The organism is Streptomyces fildesensis (assembly GCF_016107395.1).
GTDB lineage: Bacteria > Actinomycetota > Actinomycetes > Streptomycetales > Streptomycetaceae > Actinacidiphila > Actinacidiphila fildesensis.
The window spans coordinates 1-17,650 of sequence record NZ_JAAIKO010000063.1 but is presented as its reverse complement, the minus strand read 5'-3'; the positions used below and the strand labels follow the sequence as shown (position 1 = coordinate 17,650).

General features: G+C 68.5%; 16 protein-coding genes and 4 pseudogenes. 8 read left to right on the top strand and 12 right to left on the bottom strand.

Going from position 1 to position 17,650, the window contains the following annotated elements; all coding sequences use genetic code 11:
• Window positions 1-22 precede the first annotated feature (22 nt).
• The 3 genes from C6N31_RS39365 to C6N31_RS39360 all read right to left on the bottom strand — a co-directional run bounded on the left by C6N31_RS39365 (window position 23) and on the right by C6N31_RS39360 (window position 2,348).
• Window positions 23-1,048 carry a hypothetical protein gene (locus C6N31_RS39365; protein ID WP_138357047.1) on the bottom strand — a complete coding sequence of 342 codons (1,026 nt, stop codon included), beginning with the start codon at window positions 1,046-1,048 and terminating at the stop codon, window positions 23-25.
• 538 nt (window positions 1,049-1,586) lie between these two features.
• On the bottom strand, window positions 1,587-1,712 hold the full coding sequence (locus C6N31_RS45365; protein ID WP_269289655.1) for a hypothetical protein: 126 nt from the start codon (window positions 1,710-1,712) through the stop codon (window positions 1,587-1,589).
• 117 nt (window positions 1,713-1,829) lie between these two features.
• Complete coding sequence (locus C6N31_RS39360) at window positions 1,830-2,348, bottom strand: NAD(P)H-binding protein (RefSeq protein ID WP_232486206.1); 519 nt, start codon at window positions 2,346-2,348, stop codon at window positions 1,830-1,832.
• 91 nt (window positions 2,349-2,439) lie between these two features.
• Between C6N31_RS39360 and C6N31_RS44645 the strand changes: the two are divergent.
• Window positions 2,440-2,957, top strand: a pseudogene (locus C6N31_RS44645) (TetR family transcriptional regulator).
• A gap of 39 nt (window positions 2,958-2,996) precedes the next feature.
• On the opposite strand, the gene C6N31_RS39345 reads toward C6N31_RS44645, so the two are convergent.
• From C6N31_RS39345 to C6N31_RS39330, 4 genes are all read right to left on the bottom strand, one after another.
• The gene (locus C6N31_RS39345; RefSeq protein ID WP_138357048.1) at window positions 2,997-3,566 is read right to left on the bottom strand and encodes a TetR/AcrR family transcriptional regulator; all 570 of its coding nucleotides are present in this window, start codon (window positions 3,564-3,566) and stop codon (window positions 2,997-2,999) included.
• A gap of 358 nt (window positions 3,567-3,924) precedes the next feature.
• Window positions 3,925-4,149 carry a hypothetical protein gene (locus tag C6N31_RS45765; RefSeq protein WP_306665066.1) on the bottom strand — a complete coding sequence of 75 codons (225 nt, stop codon included), beginning with the start codon at window positions 4,147-4,149 and terminating at the stop codon, window positions 3,925-3,927.
• A gap of 242 nt (window positions 4,150-4,391) precedes the next feature.
• Window positions 4,392-5,480 carry an IS110 family RNA-guided transposase gene (locus C6N31_RS39335; RefSeq protein WP_138357049.1) on the bottom strand — a complete coding sequence of 363 codons (1,089 nt, stop codon included), beginning with the start codon at window positions 5,478-5,480 and terminating at the stop codon, window positions 4,392-4,394.
• Between the two features lie 224 nt (window positions 5,481-5,704).
• On the bottom strand, window positions 5,705-7,204 hold the full coding sequence (locus C6N31_RS39330) for an MFS transporter (protein ID WP_138357050.1): 1,500 nt from the start codon (window positions 7,202-7,204) through the stop codon (window positions 5,705-5,707).
• A gap of 174 nt (window positions 7,205-7,378) precedes the next feature.
• Between C6N31_RS39330 and C6N31_RS39325 the strand changes: the two are divergent.
• The 5 genes and pseudogenes from C6N31_RS39325 (at window position 7,379) to C6N31_RS39305 (ending at window position 11,492) form a co-directional block, all read left to right on the top strand.
• Window positions 7,379-7,936, top strand: a pseudogene (locus tag C6N31_RS39325) (TetR/AcrR family transcriptional regulator).
• Window positions 7,937-8,414: 478 nt separating this feature from the next.
• Window positions 8,415-9,293 carry an alpha/beta fold hydrolase gene (locus tag C6N31_RS39320; protein WP_198359374.1) on the top strand — a complete coding sequence of 293 codons (879 nt, stop codon included), beginning with the start codon at window positions 8,415-8,417 and terminating at the stop codon, window positions 9,291-9,293.
• 142 nt (window positions 9,294-9,435) lie between these two features.
• Window positions 9,436-9,831 (top strand): annotated as a pseudogene (locus C6N31_RS39315) (NADP-dependent phosphogluconate dehydrogenase); the annotation flags it as partial.
• Window positions 9,832-9,933: 102 nt separating this feature from the next.
• Complete coding sequence (locus C6N31_RS39310) at window positions 9,934-10,416, top strand: TetR/AcrR family transcriptional regulator (protein ID WP_138357052.1); 483 nt, start codon at window positions 9,934-9,936, stop codon at window positions 10,414-10,416.
• 581 nt (window positions 10,417-10,997) lie between these two features.
• Entirely contained in the window at window positions 10,998-11,492 is a 495-nt protein-coding gene (locus C6N31_RS39305) for a hypothetical protein (RefSeq protein ID WP_138359645.1), read from the top strand.
• Here C6N31_RS39305 and C6N31_RS45360 read toward each other — a convergent pair.
• Both C6N31_RS45360 and C6N31_RS45355 read right to left on the bottom strand, forming a co-directional pair.
• Window positions 11,458-11,697, bottom strand: a complete 240-nt coding sequence (locus C6N31_RS45360; RefSeq protein WP_269290385.1) for a transposase — start codon at window positions 11,695-11,697, stop codon at window positions 11,458-11,460. The genes C6N31_RS39305 and C6N31_RS45360 overlap by 35 nt on opposite strands.
• On the bottom strand, window positions 11,658-12,365 hold the full coding sequence (locus C6N31_RS45355; protein ID WP_269770872.1) for an IS5 family transposase: 708 nt from the start codon (window positions 12,363-12,365) through the stop codon (window positions 11,658-11,660). Before C6N31_RS45355 ends, C6N31_RS45360 begins: the two co-directional genes overlap by 40 nt.
• Before the next feature lie 296 nt (window positions 12,366-12,661).
• Here C6N31_RS45355 and C6N31_RS39295 point away from each other — a divergent pair, with 296 nt between their 5' ends.
• Window positions 12,662-14,620, top strand: a complete 1,959-nt coding sequence (locus tag C6N31_RS39295; RefSeq protein WP_138359253.1) for an ArnT family glycosyltransferase — start codon at window positions 12,662-12,664, stop codon at window positions 14,618-14,620.
• A 959-nt stretch (window positions 14,621-15,579) separates the two neighbouring features.
• Window positions 15,580-16,119 (top strand): hypothetical protein, encoded by a 540-nt coding sequence (locus C6N31_RS39290; RefSeq protein WP_232486204.1) that lies wholly within the window; start codon window positions 15,580-15,582, stop codon window positions 16,117-16,119.
• A gap of 389 nt (window positions 16,120-16,508) precedes the next feature.
• On the opposite strand, the pseudogene C6N31_RS39285 reads toward C6N31_RS39290, so the two are convergent.
• From C6N31_RS39285 to C6N31_RS39275, 3 genes and pseudogenes are all read right to left on the bottom strand, one after another.
• Window positions 16,509-16,700: pseudogene (locus C6N31_RS39285) on the bottom strand (ISAzo13-like element transposase-related protein); the annotation flags it as partial.
• Between the two features lie 41 nt (window positions 16,701-16,741).
• Window positions 16,742-17,086 (bottom strand): helix-turn-helix domain-containing protein, encoded by a 345-nt coding sequence (locus C6N31_RS39280; RefSeq protein ID WP_138359255.1) that lies wholly within the window; start codon window positions 17,084-17,086, stop codon window positions 16,742-16,744.
• The coding region (locus C6N31_RS39275) for an IS3 family transposase (protein WP_198359369.1) at window positions 17,083-17,650 on the bottom strand (568 nt) is incomplete at its 5' end. The genes C6N31_RS39280 and C6N31_RS39275, both read right to left, overlap by 4 nt.

Here is a 17,650-nt window from a genome sequence, read left to right as displayed (position 1 = left end):
CCGGGTGCACACTGCGGACGGGCTACGTCATCAACTCGATGTGCGGATGCTCGGGCTCCGCCGGGCAGACGAACAGGTGCTGCCGGTAGCCGCTGCCTATCTGGACCCCGGTCGCGTTGTAGCCGCGGTGGCCGGGGAACGGTCCAGCACCTGGGTGGGGGTGCGGAGACCAGCTGTTCCCGGCGTCGTCCCCTTCCTCGAACGTGGCGACGGTCATCAGGACCTCCATGCCGGTGTCGCACTCGGAGCAGGGCTGCGAGCTGGGGTCGGTGGAGTTCCAAGCGGGCCAGCCGCCGACCTTCCAGCCGGGTGCGTTGGACAGCACACAGTCGTAGTACGTGTCCGGGTCCATGTCTTCCTCTGCTGCCTGCGGCACACTCCATTGCTTGAGCTGCTCCCGCAGTTCTTCGCTCAGCTCCAGATGGTCGGGGTACTCGGTGATCTGCTCCGGTTCGAGCACGCACGGTTCCGGTAGATAGCCGTCGAACTGCACTGCGGGCGGCTCGGGGGGTGTGTCGAAGATGTCAGTGACGGCGGCTGCCGAACGCCAGAAGAGCAGGGTCCTGGGCATGATCGGATGATCAAAGGGGCACCACAGAACCTGCAGCAGGTCCTTGCCCTCCGGCGGGCTCAGATCGGGCACATCCCGTACGTACAGCTGCGCGACGGGCAGCATCGCTATGGGGCCGTCGTACGCCTGGACGGCCAGCCTCACCGGATACGTCCGAGGGGGCCGGATCCGCTCGAGAGTCTCCCGTTCCTCCGGAGTCAGGTCCCGGCCGTGCGAGGCGGCGAAGATCCGTCGTTCCAGCCGCAGATCCGCCGGGGACTGGGCTGGGTTGATGCCATCCACCACATGCGGTTCCTCGCAGTGCGGCCACGGCTCCTCAGCGGGCCACAGCAGCGGCCCGCCGATCGAGCTGTCGTGCCATGTCGGCGCCCCAGGGCGGGGGTGCAGGCGGGTCGCCGTGCGGGCCAGCGGAGCCAGTTGAGGAAAGACCGCGGCAGCGTCGATCGGCCGTGGCGGAGTGACAGGAGTGACATTCATGGCCGCAATCTTGCCAATCGCCTCTGACAACGGCCCTCGTGGCCGCCCCACGAAGAGTTCCGGCACGGGCGCCAGCCGGGAGAGCGCTACCGCCGATCCGTTGCCGGCAGATGGCCCGCGAGCAGGTCCACGATCGCCGCGTGGATGTCCGTCCACGCGCGCGGTTCGTCGCCACGTACCACCTGGACAGGGACGACCTTGACGCGTCCATTCCGTCCGGACCGCCGCCGGTCAGGAGATGGCCCATCACGATCTCCATCGGCAGGCCGTGGCCGAACCTCTTGAAGTGGAGCATCTCGCCGATGGTGAGTACGCAGACGGCCCTGGTGCCGCCCCACGGGGGGGAGGGCGGCACCAGGGCCGATCTACGGATAACCGTAGCGCTGAAGTGCTGGTCAGGGGCGGCGAAGCGGCAAGCCGGGCTGTTCGCGTGAGGCGGGGGCTTCGGGGGCGTACGACACGAGGTCGGGCACCGGCCTGCCGGTGGGCTGGGTGATGACGATGACCCGCCCGGCCGCAGGCTGGTGTCCGACAGCCACTACAGGACCATCTCGTCACGGGCCGTGTTCATCACGCCCCGCAACTCGTCCTTGGCTCCCTCCGGCAGCATCTTCGGGTGTCGACGCCGCGGCGGCCGCTTCGGAGCAAGCAGATCGGCTGTCATCGACGTCTGCACATGCCCCAAGGGAGCCCGGTCCCGGTCCACTTGCGTCGGCAGCCGCGTAACCGCCAGGGCCTCCTTCAGGGAGGCGTTCACGCCCTTGCTGGCGCATGCGTTGAGCTAGTGTCCTGCGCCGGAGATCCGTCGGCAGAAACGGGCGAGTGAGTCGAGGATCTCTTCGGCTGTCGCAAAACCAGGCAACTGCCATGAGGGCCTGCATCCGGGTGCGGTCGAAGCGGCCGCCCGGCTTCTTGGGCCCGCCCTCCAACAGGTCATCTTCTCGAGCCTCATGAACGACTGCTCGTACTCGGAGATGTTGACGAAGACCTCAATGTCGCTCTGGGCGCGCGCCGCCGCGGCCATCAGGATGACGGCGTCGGAGTAGTACGGCGACAGGCTCATGCTGAAGTAGATGCGTCGGCAGTCCTTCAGTGCGGCTGTCACGTCAGCGATGTTGAGCAGGTCACCGACGAAGACCTCGGCCCCGGCCTGGCGGAGCGAGTCCGCGCGTTCGTCGTCCTGCCGCACGAACGCACGCACCGGGTACCCTTGTTCAAGCAGCATGTCGACCATCGTTCGACTCACACCACCGATTTCGCCGGCGGCACCGGTGATCAGGATGGGATTGCGCTCTGGCATCAATATGTCCTAAGTCTGGTTGGGTGAGTCAGCTGTTCAGACAGCCCAGGATGTGATCGGCCGCCGTCTTGGGCTGCTTGAGGTGCAGGATGTGCCCTGCACGGGGTGCGGCGGTCCGTTCGAAGCCGTGCTTGAACACGCCGTCCATGCCGTCACGCAGCCGTACCTCTTCCGGCTCTTCCCGGGCAAGAAGGCGATCTTCGTCGCCGCCTTGGCGCGGAGCATGGAAGACACTCGCCTGGCCTTCGAGAGGGCGGCGAAAGGGATGGGGGCGAGCAGGCCCTGAACGCGATGGCGGGCGCTTGCGCGCAGCTGATCTCCACGCGCCCCGAAACGCTCCTGATGCAGATGCGGGGACACACCTTCGCGGCAGCCGCCGAGGCGCAGGGCGATGGCCAGATCGGCGAGCTCGTCCGGGCCGGCTGGATGAGGCTCTGGTAGACCGTGCACCTGCCGCTGGTCGTCGATGTCAACGAGACCACGACCTTCCTGGCTCGCGGCATGCTCATCAGCACTCTTACGGCCATGGGGGCTTCCCCCGAGTGCCGGGAAGAGGGCATGAAGCCTTGGGGGCTGCTCGGGTCGCCGGAGGCCGGCATCAACTCGTAGAGCACATCGGTCACCGAGCCTGCTCGCATAGGCGATGCGTCAGCGCATGCCTGCCGCATCGAGCAGGGTGGCCACCGTGGGAGCGATGAGCCCTGTCGGGGTGTCGGCTCCGATTCCCGCGCGGGCACTGGCGCCGTCGAAGACCAGGGTCAGCTGCCTGGCCAGCAGATCCGGGTCGCTCGCCCCACCCTGTTCGGCCTCGGCGCGGAAGAAGGCGGTCAGGTTCTCCTTGACCCGGTGGGCCACCTGGCTCGCAGGGTGGCTCTGGTCTTTGAGCTCGATTTGAACGGCCAGGTACCGACAGCCTTGGAAGTCGGGTGCACCGGCCTGCGACTCCAGCTGCTCGAAGACGTGCAGGATTCGCTCGCGGGGTGAACGGCCGTCGTCCGCCTCGGGCAGGAGCGTCGCAGCGTAGGAATCGGCTCGTCGCTCCAGGCTCGCCGCCAGCAGTTCGTCCTTGCTCTCGAACAGCTGGTACATGGAACGCTTCGATACCCCCGCAGCCTTGCACAGCGCATCGACGCCGATGCCGACACCATCTCGGTAAGTGAGCGTGGCCGCCGCCTCCAACAGCCGCTCTCGGGAACTTGACTTCGCCTCGGTGGTCATACTGCGAGGTTAACTCGCTTCCGACGAAATGGAAACCGATCGGTTTACGAAGCTTTGGGCGGCGATCTTCGCACCGCCCATGGCCGAGCGGGCAGGTGAGTACGGTTTCGCTACGCCGGGGCGGCGGTCTTCTCGGGCTTCGTCCCGGCGGGGCCGCGGTGCAGCCCCTGGCGGTACCAGCCCGTCACCCCGAAGCCGAAGAGTGCCGGCTGCGATGACGCCGACAGCCATCATCCCCCAGCCTCGGGCCAGGCACGCATCACCCTGGGCGCCGTAGAAGAGGATCGAGCGGACACCGCTGGTGATCTGCCGCAGCGGCTCGAACTCCGCGAGGAAGCGGTAGAAGACGGACAGCGCCTCAAGGGGCGGTGGCACCGGCCGTCGGCACCGCCCTCGCGACATGGAACAGCGTGACCACCAGCATGCCGGGCGTGCCGAACACGGCAAGGAGGGTGAGCGCACCGATCCCGGAGACCGCGATGGCGCACACCGAGTACAGCCACAGCGGCGGCAGGTAGGAGGCGTCCACCCCCATGAGGCCGACCGCGCCCGCCATGACCAGCATGCCCATCAGCCTCGGCATTTCAGCCCACATCGTGGATCTGACGCCGTGTTGACGGAAGGTGCCCGCTACCTGTGATGATCAGATTTCTGAAGACGAATCGCGCGGGTAGAAGTGGGCATCATCTCGGAGATGCCCGGTCCTCCTTCGCTGATTTGTGCCTTGAGAACACCAATCATCGCAGGTAGCAGGGCATTTCTCACTGACCACTCGTTGTGATCAACCGCGTATCCCCGGTGGATTCAGGGATGCTCTTATGGATGTCAAGCGGCGGTTGTGAGCTGCTCTGCGGTGATGGTCGTCGGCGTGGGGGCGGTCAGGATCTGGTAGATCTCGCGGGCGATGTACCGCTTGAGGCAGCGGATGATCTCCTTCTTCGACAGGCCCTCCTTCGTCCGGCGTGCCATGTACTCCTTGGTGCGTTCGTCCCAGCGCAGGCGGCAGAGGACGATGCGGTAGAGGGCCGAGTTGGCCGCTCGGTCGCCACCCCGGTTGAGGCGGTGGCGCTGGGTGCGCCCGGAAGAGGCGGGAAGTGGGGCGGCGCCGCAGAGCATGGCGAAGGCGGCCTCCGAGCGGAGGCGTTCGGGGTTCTGGCCGACGGTGACCAGCAGTTGCCCGGCGACGTCGGAGCCCACGCCGTTCAGGGCAAGCAGGGTCGGGGCGATCTCCGAGGTCAGCGGGTCGATGAGATCGTCGAGCTCGCCGACTTCCTCGGTGAGCCGCTGGTGGCGGCGGGCCAGGGAGCGCAAGGCGAGTTTGGCCGCGATGGCGGGCTCCCCGGCGCGCTCGGCGTCGGGTCGGGAGGCCGCGCACGTGGCGATCAGTTGCTTGTCACCCAGCTCGCGCAGGGCGGCGCGCAGTTCCTCCGGCGCACTGATGACCAGAGTCTTCATCTGCCGTTGCACGTCGGCTCGCTGGCGGACCGCGCTGCGGCGGGCGACGCGCAGGCTCCGCAGAGCCTCCACCTGGCCGTCGCGCTGCTTGGGTATGCCGGTACGGCGTCGGACCAGAGCCGCGCGGGCGGCAGCCTCGGCGTCGACCGGGTCGGACTTGCCCTGCCAGCGGCGGGCCTTGCGGTCCGGGCGGTCGATCTCCACCACGCTCACGTCCTGCTCGTGCAGGTAGCGGGCGAGTCCGGCCCCGTAGGCGCCGGTGCCCTCCACCCCGACCAGCACCAGGGTGCCGAACGAGTGGAGCCAGGCCAGGAGCTTGCGGTAGCCGGCCGCTGTCGCCTCGAACTGCTCGGCGCCCAGCGGGCGCCCCGCCGAGTCGATGGCCGCCGCGGTGTGGGTGTCCTTGTGCGTGTCGACGCCGCCGGTGATCTCGCGGTCCTGCTGTGCGATGGTGGACATCGCCGTCCTCTCCACTCGAGCGGTCAGGGCGGCAGCCACCGGCCGAGCGGGCGGAGAAGACAGTGATGGGGCCTCTGGCCAGGCTCTTATGAAGTCACGCAGGCCGGTCCGGTGGCTGCACACGAGCGTCTCCCGGACAGAGTCGACAGATCCCGTTGAGGACCCGAGGTCAGTCAGTGGGTGGGTCAGACCCCGCCGGGAGACGCTCATGAACATCCTCACTGTCAGTGGGCGATCACGGGCTCGCCCTCCGACGGCGCCAGGGCCTTATTCGGGATCAGGAACGCCGCGAGCACCGCACCGACCACGAAGAACCCGGCGCCCCAGGCCAGGGTGGCCGTGTAGCTCTCGACCCCGGCCTGCGCCGCGGTCAGCGCGCCGGCCTTGTGCGAGGACAGGTAGTGGGTCGCGGCCGATGAGGCAACGGTGGTCAGTAGCGCCGTGCTGATCGAACCGCCCACCTGCTGGCCGGTGTTGATCAGCGCCGAGGCGACGCCCGAGTCCTCGTGGTGGATGCCTGCGGTCGCGCCCTGGAACGCGGTGGTCATCACCCCGCCGAGGCCGAGACCCAACAAGATAAGGCCGGGCATGATGTGGGCGGCGTAGGTGCTGTCCAGCTTGAGCTGGGTCAGGTAGGCCATACCGGCTGCGGCGACCAGGAAGCTGGCGCTGATCACGATCTTCGGGCCGACCCTGGGCAGCAGCAGCGCAGGCGCCGTGGTCGACGCGGCAACGATGCCCGCGACCATCGGCAGGAACGCCAGACCGGTCTTGATCGGCGAGTAGCCGAGGCTGGCCTCCAAGTAATAGGTCAGGAACAGGAAGATCGAAAACATCCCCATGCCGATGACGAACACCGCCAGGAACGAACCGCCGCGGGTACGGTCCCGCACGAGTCGCAGCGGCAGCAGCGGATGCGCGACCCAGGACTCCAGCCAGACGAATACCGCGAGCAGCACCACGCCGGCGATCATGGAGGCGATGGTGACCGGGTTGGTCCAGCTGGTGGATTCGACGTGCGCGAACCCGTAGACGATGGCGAACAGCGCGGCGCTCACCGTGATGGTGCCCGGGATATCGAGTTTGGGCCGCTCGGTGATCGCGGGCTTGGCCAGCAGCAACAGCGCACCGACCAGCGCGACGGCCGCGAAGGCGACGTTCACGTACATCACCCAGCGCCACGACGCCCATTCGGTGAGCATGCCGCCGAGCAGCAGCCCGATCGCGCCGCCCGCACCGGCCAGCGCACTGAAGATGCCAAAGGCCTTCGCCCTTTCGGACGGCTGGGTGAAGGTCACGCTGAGCAGTGAGAGGGCCGCGGGCGCAAGCAGCGCGGCGAAGAGACCTTGGGCTACACGTGCCGCGACGAGGATTTCGAAGCTGGTGGCCGCGCCGCCGACGACGGATGCGCCCGCGAAACCGACGAGGCCGGTCACGAAGGTGGTACGCCGGCCGAACAGGTCACCGAGTCGGCCACCGAGCAGCAGCAGGCTGCCGAATGCCAGGGCGTAACCCGTAATGACCCACTGCCGACTGCCGTCGCTGAAACCGAGGTCATGTTGCGCTGCGGGCAGCGCGATGTTCACGACGGTCGCATCGAGCGTGACCATGAGCTGTGCCACGCCCAGCACGACAAGCACCCACCAGCGCATGGCATGTGAGCCGCGACGGCCCGAGTCTGTTTTCCCGGAGGCAGGCGCCCCACGATCGAAGGTGGTAGTCATTTTTCCCCTTTATCGCTGGTCATAGGCCGAACACCCGTCGGAAACTGATCTGTTTCCACTCAGGAAAACAGATCGGTTTCCACAATGCAAGTAAACGGGTAGTCTCCGACCTGTGAGCGACCCGACAAGGCCGACGCCCGCGCTGACTGCCGGTGCTGTCTCGACCGCTACCGGTTGCTCGACGTGGCCGCGCAGCTGTTCCACGAACGGGGCGTCCACATCGGCGTCGACACGCTGTGCCGCGCCGCCGGGGTGTCGAAGGGTTCGATGTACCAACTGTTCGGCAGCAAGGATCAACTGGTGGCAGCCGGCCTGCGGGAACGCGCGGCGTTCGACTATGCGGCCTTTCTGCTGCCAGCCGATGATGACGACCGTCCGCCGCGAGCACGGATTCTGCATGTCTTCGAACGGTTGGAAGCCCTCGAACGATGAGACGATTTCCGTGGCTGTCCGTTCGTCGCTGCGGCCGTCCAAGTCAAGTCGCCCGAGCATCCGGCGAGTCTGGTCGCCCGTCGACAGAAGGACAGGCTGACCGCGTTCTTTCGGCGGGAAGCCGAACGCGGCGGCGCAGCCGACCCCGCCCAGCTGGCCAGGCGGCTGACCCTTGTGTTCGACGGAGCCAGCGCCTGGTCTGTCGTACACGCACGGCGTCTCGACGGTCTCGCTGTCGCGACCGCCGGCACATTCCTCGATGCCACCGGCGGCGGCAATTCCCTACCTGACAACCGCTGACCGGCGACCCACCGCCTGCCGGGAGATTGCCCGCACCCGGGGCACCTACTGTTCCGGTCCCGGCGCCGCCGGGCGCCCACGCGTACTTCGGCGGCGAGTCGGCGGTCTATGAGGACGGCTCGCGGCGATCGAGATGAGCGCCGTGCTGACCATGGAGCTCTTCGGTGCCGGCATGGTGTTCGCGGCCCTGACGGACGTGCTGGTGGTGCGCATCCTGCTGGGGACGGCCGTCATGAAACTCCTGGGCGGGGCGGCTTGGTGGGCCTCGGGCCCACTCGCGCGCTTCCATGCGCGGTTCGGCATCAAGGAGACCGACGGGCCGGCGGAGACGCACGCCAACAAGCCGGCCCCCAAGGCCGTCTTCGCGGATCCCGCGCTTGCGCGTGGAAACCGATCGGTTTACGATGACTGGAAACCGATCGGTTTCGCATGTGGGGTACTCGCGCCCCCAATGCCCGGGAGAGAAGGAGTCTGCGTCATGCCCGATCAGGAGACGCGTCCCACGATCCACATTCCGGGGGCCACCAGCCACACCATCGCCCCGCGCGGAGGACCCCCGAACCGCGAGGGGACGCTGCGCTACCTCAAAGCGGGCACCGGTGCCCCCCTGGTCCTGCTGCACACCGTGCGCACGCAGGCCGAGCACTTCCGCTTCCTCATCCCGTTGATCTCGGATCGGTACACGGTGTACGCCCTCGACCTTCCGGGGATGGGCTACTCCGAGATCGTTTCCGGTGCGTCGTACGACGAGCCGGCGATGCGCGCGGGCGTTGAACGGCTCCTGACCGAACTCGACCTCCGCGATGTGACGATGGTCGGGGAGTCCTTGGGGGCGGTGCTAGCTCTGACCACGGCGGCTGATCTGCCGGAGCGGGTACGGCGTGTCGTGGCCGTGAATGCGTACGACTTCCGCGACGGTATCGCCCGGTCCAGTCTCCTCGCCCGTCTGGTGGTCAGCGGTGTTCTCACGCCGGGGGTGGGCCCGGTGATCGCTGGAGTGGAGCCCAAGCCCGTTCTCCGCAGGGTCCTGCAGGGCGGCCTGGGTGACAGGACCGCTCTGCGGGCGGACTACGTGGACGAACTCCTTCAGGTGGGCAGCCACCCCGGCTACCCGACCGTGGCCCGGGCCGTGTACCAGAGCTTGCCCAGCCTGATCGCGGCCCGCTCGCGCTACCGGGAGGTCAGGGCCCCGATTCACCTCGTCTACGGGGAGAAGGACTGGTCCCGGCGCTCGGACCGGGAAGCCAACAAGGAGCTGCTGCCTGCCGCCGAATTCACGCAGGTGCCAGGAACGGGCCACTTCATCGCCCTGGAAAGGCCCGGCGTGCTGGCCGACCTGTTGAACGCGGTGGCGTGACTGCGAGGGCCTGATGATCGGTCGTGCGGTCGACGGGCGGTTGTCATCGGCCCCAGACTGCGACGCAGAGCTGGGCCATGACCTCGGTCGGGGCCGACAGCACTCCCACACGCGGTGCGGCTCGCGCGAGGGAGCTATTCTGGCCGCCGAGTACGGCTGGAAGATCGATCTCGGTACGGTCGCCCGAATCTGGCGCGGCGGGTGCATCATCCGGGCCTCGTTCCTCGACCGCATCCGCGTCGCCCACGCCGCCGAGCCGAACCTGGTCAGTTTGCTGACCGAGGAAGGCTTCACCGCGGAGACCGCCGACGCCCAGGTGCCATGGAGGTCGTCGCCTCCGCCGCCCGCCGCAGCATCCCCGTCCTCGCCTTCTCCGCGGCTCTGTCCTCCTACGACACCCTGCGCGCCGACCGGCTGCCCGCCGCCCTCCTCCAGGGCCCGCGACTACTTCGGTGCCCACACCTACCAGCGCACCGAACGGCCCGGCGCCTTCCCTACCCACTGGTCCCAGCCCGACCGCCCTGAAACCGCGGCGTGAACGGGACCTGGTCCGGCAGTGTGGACGCGGCAGACCCATATATACGGCAAACGTCATGTGAATGGTGCTGCAAGCGCAGCCAGTTGATTGGGAGATGGGACTATGGACAGCCCGGCTCGTGGTCCGCGGACCGCTTCTGCCGAGCGCAGACGACAGGTGCTTGAGCGCGCTGTCGGCGAGTTCGCCCGGTGCGGTCTGAAAGGCACCACCACGGAGGCGATCGCTGCACGATGCGGATTCTCCCAGCCGTACCTGTTCCGATTGTTCGGGTCCAAGGGCGCACTGTTCCTGGCGGTGCTCGAGCACGGCTTCGACCTGCTGGACGTCGGCGAGGGCGGCTCGCTCCGAGCGGATGCGGGCGCTCCCTCGAACCGCCTCCGGCTCATGCGGCGCCACGATGGTGAACTCGCGAAACTCTTCCTCCAGGGTTGCGCTGCCGCCTGTGACGACGAGGAGGTCGCGGCCCTGCTCCGTCGGCGACTGCGGCGCCTGGCGACCCAGTGCGGCCGCTCAGATGAAGACCTGGTCACCGAGATCCTGCGGACGGCCGGCGGCAGGGCGCTTCGAGAGGCGTGGGGCGTGTAGGCGCAGCTTCCTGGAGAACCGGCGATCCGGCCTGTCGGTTGAGGCGGCGTCCGCTGCCACGAGCGTGGCCGTTCCAAGCGGGTCCGGCGCGAAGCGGCGGCTGCTCGCAGATGCCGGACACCCATGAAGAGCCAGTCCATGACTGCGGCGGCGAGTCCTTTCGGTGTGGACGTGACGCCAGACCGCATGCCGGAGAACGGCACGGTCGGCACCCGCATCGCAGACGGCAACTCCGCGGGACTTACGCCGAGGCGCGTGCCGCCCGGCGTCGAAGGACTTGTGGAGGTCCGACAAGTGGCCGAAAAGCCTGTGCCCCAGCCGTCGGAGATCCCGCTCGTCGTCCGTTAGGATTCCGCCCACTGCGGATGGCGAAGCCCTCCGGTGGAGGTCACGTCCGGGGTGGTGGTGTATGGGTTCCACCTGATCAGGGGGTTTGCGCCTGATCATCGGGGTGGTGCCGGGACGTAAGAAGCTGTTGTCTTTCCGCGAGTGATCGCTGTGTTTCCGCTGGTCAGGCATGACATTGCCATCTTGGCGGCAGGGATGAGGTGTCGTGTCGTCTCTTCGGTGGAGGTGCTGGGGTGCCGTCGGTGATGGGTTTGTTGGAAGAGCGTGAGCGTGCCGCCCGGCAGCGGGTGGAGGTCTTGCAGGCTGAGTTGGGTGAGGCAGAGGCTGTGTGGGAGCGGTTCGTGATCGCTCGGGAGACAGTCGGCCAGATCCTCGCGGAACCTCGCGGAAGCGCGGAGGATTCGTCACTCGCTGGGGCCGGCGAGCGGCCGGTGCAGGTCGCGGCGGCGGGGCCCGGTTCGGTGGTGCCGGTGCGGCGGGACGGGCTTGAGGCTGATGCTCTGGCCCCGGGCTACCGGCGGATCATGGAAATCCTGCAGGAGCGGGGCAGGTCCGGCGGCGGGGCGATGGACTGCCGGCAGCTGGCGGTAGCACTTGGCCTGGAGCCGGTTCCCGCGAAGGTCGAGGGGGTGCGGTCGAAGACGAAGCGCCTGGCGGTGCGGGGCTGGTTGGCCGAAGCGAGCCCGGGAATGTTCAGCGTCGTGGGCGGGCGAGGCGGCGGCTCATGACCATGCTCATCGACCACCAGATCATCGCTTGCGAGCTGTCGGTGCGGGTTTCGTAGTCGCGGGCCAGTCGGCGTGAGCGCATCAGCCACGCGAACGTGCGCTCCACCAGCCACCTCTTGGGCAGCACGACGAACCCTGACAAGTCGTCGCTGCGTTTGACCACCGTCAACGCGATCCGCAGGGTGCTGCGGGTGAAGTCGACCAGTGGCCCGGTATAGCCGCCGTCCGCCCATACCCGGGCCAGGGCCAGTGCCTTTGGTGCAGGCGGGTCAGCACCGTGCGTGCGGCGTCCCGGTCGGTGACCGATGCCGCGGTGACACTCACTGCCAGCAGCAGCCCGAGGGTGTCCACCACGATGTGGCGCTTGCGGCCGTTGACCTTCTTGCCGCCGTCGAAGCCCCGGCTCGCGGCCGGCACCGAAGCGGCTCCTTTCACCGACTGGGCGTCGATGATGCCCGCAGTCGGTTCCGTATCCCGGCCGGCGGCCTCGCGGACCCGGTCGCGCAGCCGGTCGTGGAACTCCGCGATCCAGCCTTGGTCACGCCAGCGCCGCCAAAAGGCATAGACGCGGTCCCAGGCAGGAAAGTCGGCAGGCATCGCCCGCCACGTGATGCCGCCGGCGACCAGGTAGCGCACCGCGTCCACCATCTGCCGGTGACAGTAGGCCTCCGGGCGCCCGCCCCGGCCCTCCAACCACCCCGGCACCGGCAGCAGATCACGAACCTGCACCCACTCCGCGTCTGTCATATCCGAGGGATACCTCGACCGCCTGTGCGGATGATCCGCCGCATTCCCGAACCGGTGCGCGAGACAATCACACCCACGCGCAACGAAGTTGGAGCCAGCCGCGGCCAGGGCATAGAACTGGGACAACAGGGCCTCCCGGCGCGCTCAACGGTCTCGACAACCACGAGCTGCACCGGAGGCCCTGCCTTCATGCGGACCACAACCCAACACCACCCGACCGAGGCTCATCACTCGAACCGACGTTCCTCAAGATCGATAGCGCAACAGCTTCTCATACGAGCGTTTACGCAAGGCCTGGTCGGGCGTCGGCGGCCGGCAGGCAGGGCCTACGCTGGGTCCGCACTTGTCACGGCCGACCACCGGCCCCAGTCGCCGAAACCCGGCCCCGCGCCAGGTCCGCCACCACACGAGAGTCCGGCTTCATGACCACGAGTCCCACCACCCGGCACGCATCCTCGCATCGGCGCCGCTCCAGCCGCCAGGGACTCGCCGAGCCCGCCGTACCCGTCGTCGGGCAGCCCTCGCAGGAGACCCTCCACTGGGAGCTGCCGGCCCTGCTGCTGGTCCTCGTCCTGGCCACGGTGCTCTATTTCTGGGGCATGGGCGAAGCGGCGATCCACCCCTACTACAGCGCGGCCGTCCGGTCGATGTCCGCGAGCTGGCGCTCGTTCGTCTTCGGTGGGCTCGACGCGGGCGGGTCGATCACCGTGGACAAGATCCCCGGCGCGCTGTGGCCGCAGGCACTGTCGGTCCGGGTGTTCGGACCGCACGTCTGGGCGGTGGCGTTCCCGCAGGCTGTGGAGGGCGTGCTCAGCGTCCTGGTGCTGCACCGCATCGTGCGCGCCTGGGCCGGACCGGTCGCCGCGCTGCTCGCCGCCCTGATCCTCGCGCTCAGCCCGATCAGTGTGGCGCTGGGCCGGCACAGCATTCCGGACACCCTGCTCACCTTGCTGCTGGTGCTGGCGGCCGGAGCGCTGCAGAAGGCCGTCCTGACCGGGAGACTCGTGCCGCTGCTGACCTGCGGCGCTCTGGTGGGGCTGGCCTTCCAGGCGAAGATGCTGCAGGCCTGGCTGGTGCTGCCGGTCTTCGGCGCGGTGTACCTGCTGGCCGCGCCGGGTGCTCCGCTGCGCCGGGCGGGCCGGGTGCTGCTAGCCGGCGGCACGGCGTTCGTCGTGTCCTGCGCCTGGGTGCTGCTGGTCTATCTGACCCCCGGCGGCCAGCGCCCCTACCTCGACGGGACGCGCAACAACAACCCGTTCACCCTGGTCTTCGGCTACAACGGCCTCAGCCGCTTCGGCGGCGCCCCGGACGCGCTGGGCTCCGTGGCCGGTACGACCGCCAGCCGCGCCAGCGGGAACACCGGCCTGACGATGCTGCTCAACAGCACGATAGGCCCGCAGATATCCTGGTTCCTCCCGCTGTCGCTCCTCGCCTTCGTCCTCGGTGTGCTGTGGCGCAAGGGGCAGCCCCGCACCGACCCCCTGCGCGCCGGTTTCGTGCTGTGGGGCGGCTGGCTGCTGCTGCACACGGTGGTGTTCAGCTCCTCCAACGGCAACCACGGCTATTACACCGCCGTCCTCGCACCGGCGCTGGCCGCGCTGTCGGGCGCCGGCCTCGCCCTCTTCCGGTCGCAGTGGCAGGCGGACGGTCCGCGCCGCGTGGCGCTGCCCGCGGCGATCGCGCTGACCGTCGTGTGGGCCGTCGTGCTCCAGGTCCCGCACCATTCCTTCGCGCCGTGGCTGCTGCCCCTGGTGCTGGTGCTGGGGCTCGGCGCGGCGGCGGGCCTGTGGATCCGCCGGGCGCGCGAAATGCCGCAGGTGGCGCGTTGGGCCTTCACGGCGGGGGTGGCGGCCACGCTGCTCGCCCCGGCGGTATGGACCGCCTCGACCCTGGACTCCCGGTACGCCGGCTCCGCGATGTCCCCGCTGGCCGGACCGGTCGGCAACGCCTACCAGGAGCAGGTCCGCCACCCGGCGCACCGGAGCGCCCCGATCACGTTGAACGACCCGTCGGTCCGGGACGCGAAGCTGCTGAAGTACCTGACCGCCCGGCTCTCCGGCGAGAAGTACCTGCTCGCCACCCAGGCCGCTTACACCGCGGAGCCGCTGCTGCGGGCCTCCACCCAGCCGATGCTGGTGATGGGCGGCTTCACCGGCCTGACCCCCTACCCGACGGCCCCGCAACTTGAAAGCCTGGTGGCCGCGCACCAGGTGCGGTACGCCCTGCTGACCGCGCAGCGGCCCGCCACTCCGGCGACCGCCTGGATCAAGGACCACTGCACCCGGGTACGCCCCAGCGCCTACGGCCACACATCGGACAAGAGCTCCCCGCTCTACGACTGCTACACCCCACGACGCACACCGGCCACCAAGGCCCGCTGATCGGGCGGGGCGGGCATGCCGCCCCGCCCGATCTTGAAGACCGAGCTGAACCAAGGCGCGGTGGGCGCTGCCGACGCTGTCCGCGATCGGGCCGAGTTTGCGGCCGGGCCGCACCGGTACAGGTCTTGCAGGGGGTACGGCCGGTATCGTCACGCAGCGCCGCCCTCCCTGTCCGGAACCGGTGCGACGCGGTGACCCGGCGGCCCGGCCCAGCGCGGCCATCACCACGCTCCACCCGAACACCGTCGTAGCGATGATCATGAGTTGCTTGCGGTCCATTCAGACTTCCCTTGAGTCGGCCAGACCCGCAGCCGATCCGGACGCCGCAAGGATCCCAGCAAGCGGGTGCCGAGCCGCCAGGCGGGGAGGTCAACCAGATTGGACGCAAAGGGAGTTGTCAAAACCGAATCGATGGGGATAAGAAGTCATCTCATTTGGATGGCTGGGCAGGCTGTCGGCCGTGGGGATTGATGAGCGGCTGGTGCCGGATGAGCGCGGGTGCGGCTGGAGCGGATCTGGACCCACAACGTCCGCTATGGACGGGCACTTTGACCGTGTACCCCCGGGGCCGCCGCTCACCGTCTCGGGTCGTCGTCATCCACCGGGTGATCCCAACCGGCGCCGTATTGGAGGCGTTTGGCCGTCTCCACGAGTTGGGCCAAGGGATCCCTGCTCAGGCGGCGTCTGAGTGAGAGTAGCGAAAGGAGCGGGTGTCTCCAGGCGCGCATGAATGCCGCTGTTGTGGCGTTGGGCATGTCCTGTTCTCGATCGTTGTCAAGGGCGCCGGAGGAGAGGGCGCTCCGGAGGAAACGCCACACCGCGCCACCTCTTCCGCCGGGTAGAAATATCCACCAGCATGGGCGACCCAACCCGGCAGTTATCCGGAAATTCGAACAGCTTTTGCGCGCCCCGAGGGCGGCACGTCCGGTGGCGGGCACGGCAGTTATGGAGGAGTGGACATGAGAAGTACGGTCCCGAGGCAGGCATTGGAATGGCTCGCCGCTGCCGCGACGGATCCCCGGGCGTGCAAGCGGGAGTGGGAACATGGTGAGAGCGGGACCGTGCTACTGCCCGCCGGACGGTTCTGGGACGTGCTCAGCGTCCCGGAAGAGCTGGGTCTGCTTGCCGTCGACGCCCTGTTGCGCGTCCCCCGGCAGGAGCCCGGTCCGACGTTGGCGGACTTCGGCGCCCACCGAGTGGGGTTCTTCCTCCCACCCGATCCCACGACCCACTGGGTGGGCTGCGGCACTCGCTATGCCGGGAAGGGGACGTGGATCGCGGTGCCGGCCCCGCACCGGGCTGCGGGTCGCCTGCGATGGCTCGTCCCACCCGACGGCACCGGCACCCTGTACAGCCCCGCCGCGGTGGAGCTCGCGCTCCGTCAGGCGGTCGGCCTGCTCGCCACCGTAGTCCGGCCCCGGCGGCCCCATCCCTGGGACGGCCCGGCGAGTACCGGGCACGCCGCTCGCGACACCACTCCCAGGGGCGAACGGCGCTGATCGGGCCAGGTCCGTAGGTACTCCCGCCCGGCCCCGGGCCTGCGCCTCGGGCCGCCCGGGCACCATCCGCCCGTGGGCCTGCCATTCGGCGACGAGCCCGGAATAGATCGGAGGGTCCATGCAGTACGCCCCTTTGGGTTCGGCCTGTGTCCGATGGCGGCCCGTATGACCGACGGGCCCTGGGCCAACCAGCCCTGGGCCAACCGGCCCTACGTGGCCCAGGAGCCACCCGGTCGTCGTGAATGTGCTGTTCATGTCCTACCGCAACGACGTTTCGCGCGCCGGTGGTACGCCCGCTCTCCCTCGCTACCTGATCGGGTGAGCGCCCCTCACGCGTAAGGGGCCATGTTTTGATCGGATCAGACGCACACGGAGCTGTGAGCGGAGACATGCCGGGTCAATGGCAGAGCGGCCATCTCCGCGGCGCCGATGTGCACTCCGGTCGGGTAGGCGTTGGTGTCGAGTTCGGCCGTCACCCTCAGTCCGGTACGCGTGGTGGTCGCGGCGATGGATTGCATGATGACTTCATGGCTGGTCAGTGGCCGGCCGCGCCAGTTCATCGTGATGTGGGAGAAGAGCCGGGGGGCTTGCCCCAAGGCCGGGTAGTTAGCGTTTTCGCAGGTCACGCAAGGGAAGTTGGTGACCATGTCGTGGCGGCGTAGAGGCCGGGGCCGAGCTTGTGGATGAGGCCGCTGGTGGCCCAGCGGTTCAGTTGTCTGTACATGGTCTCCAGGGTGACGTCGCCGAAGTGAGCCGCAATGTCGCGGGGTTGCCACAGCCGAGTGGGGTCTTCCTGGAGCAGGGTCAGAATTCGGTGTCGGCGGCGCTTGTCGGGGGCGGTGTGCCGATCGTCCCGGGAGGCGGTGGGCAGCGCGGGCTGCTGATCGGTGGGTTCGAGGATGGTGACGTCGAGGTGGGTGACGGTGCGGCTTGGGCTTTCCCCTTGATCGAGGACACCGGTTGTCATGCGGCGATGGTCAGCGTGGTTGATCGTTGTTCGTAGGTGATCGGGCTCTGTTGGCCGAGGGCGGAGTGCCGTCGCCTGGTGTTGTAGCGGGTGACCCAGCGGAAGACGGACAGGCGGGCGGCGCGGGCCCCGGGCCAGCGTTTCGCGCCCTGGAGCGTCTCGCGTTTCATGCTGGCGTTGAAGGACTCCGCGGCGGCATTGTCGGCGCTCGTGCCGACGGCTCCGCGCGATCGGATCACGCCGAACCGGTCACAGAGCGCCGCGAACTCCTTGGACGAGTATTGGGCTCCGTTGTCGCTGTGGAAGATCGCTCCATGCAGGTCTCCGCCCCGCGTGCCGGCGGCGGCCCGCAGGGCGTCGGCGATGAGTTCGGTCCGCATGTGGTCGGCGATCGACCAGCCCGTCAGTCGCTTGGAATGCAGGTCCAACACGGTTGCGAGATAAAGGAATTGTCCGTCCCCGATGGGCAGGTAGGTAATGTCGCCGACGTACTTCTGGTTCGGTGCAGCGGCGGTGAAGTCCCGCTGGAGCAGGTCCGGCACCGGCGTCGCGTCGGGTGCGGGA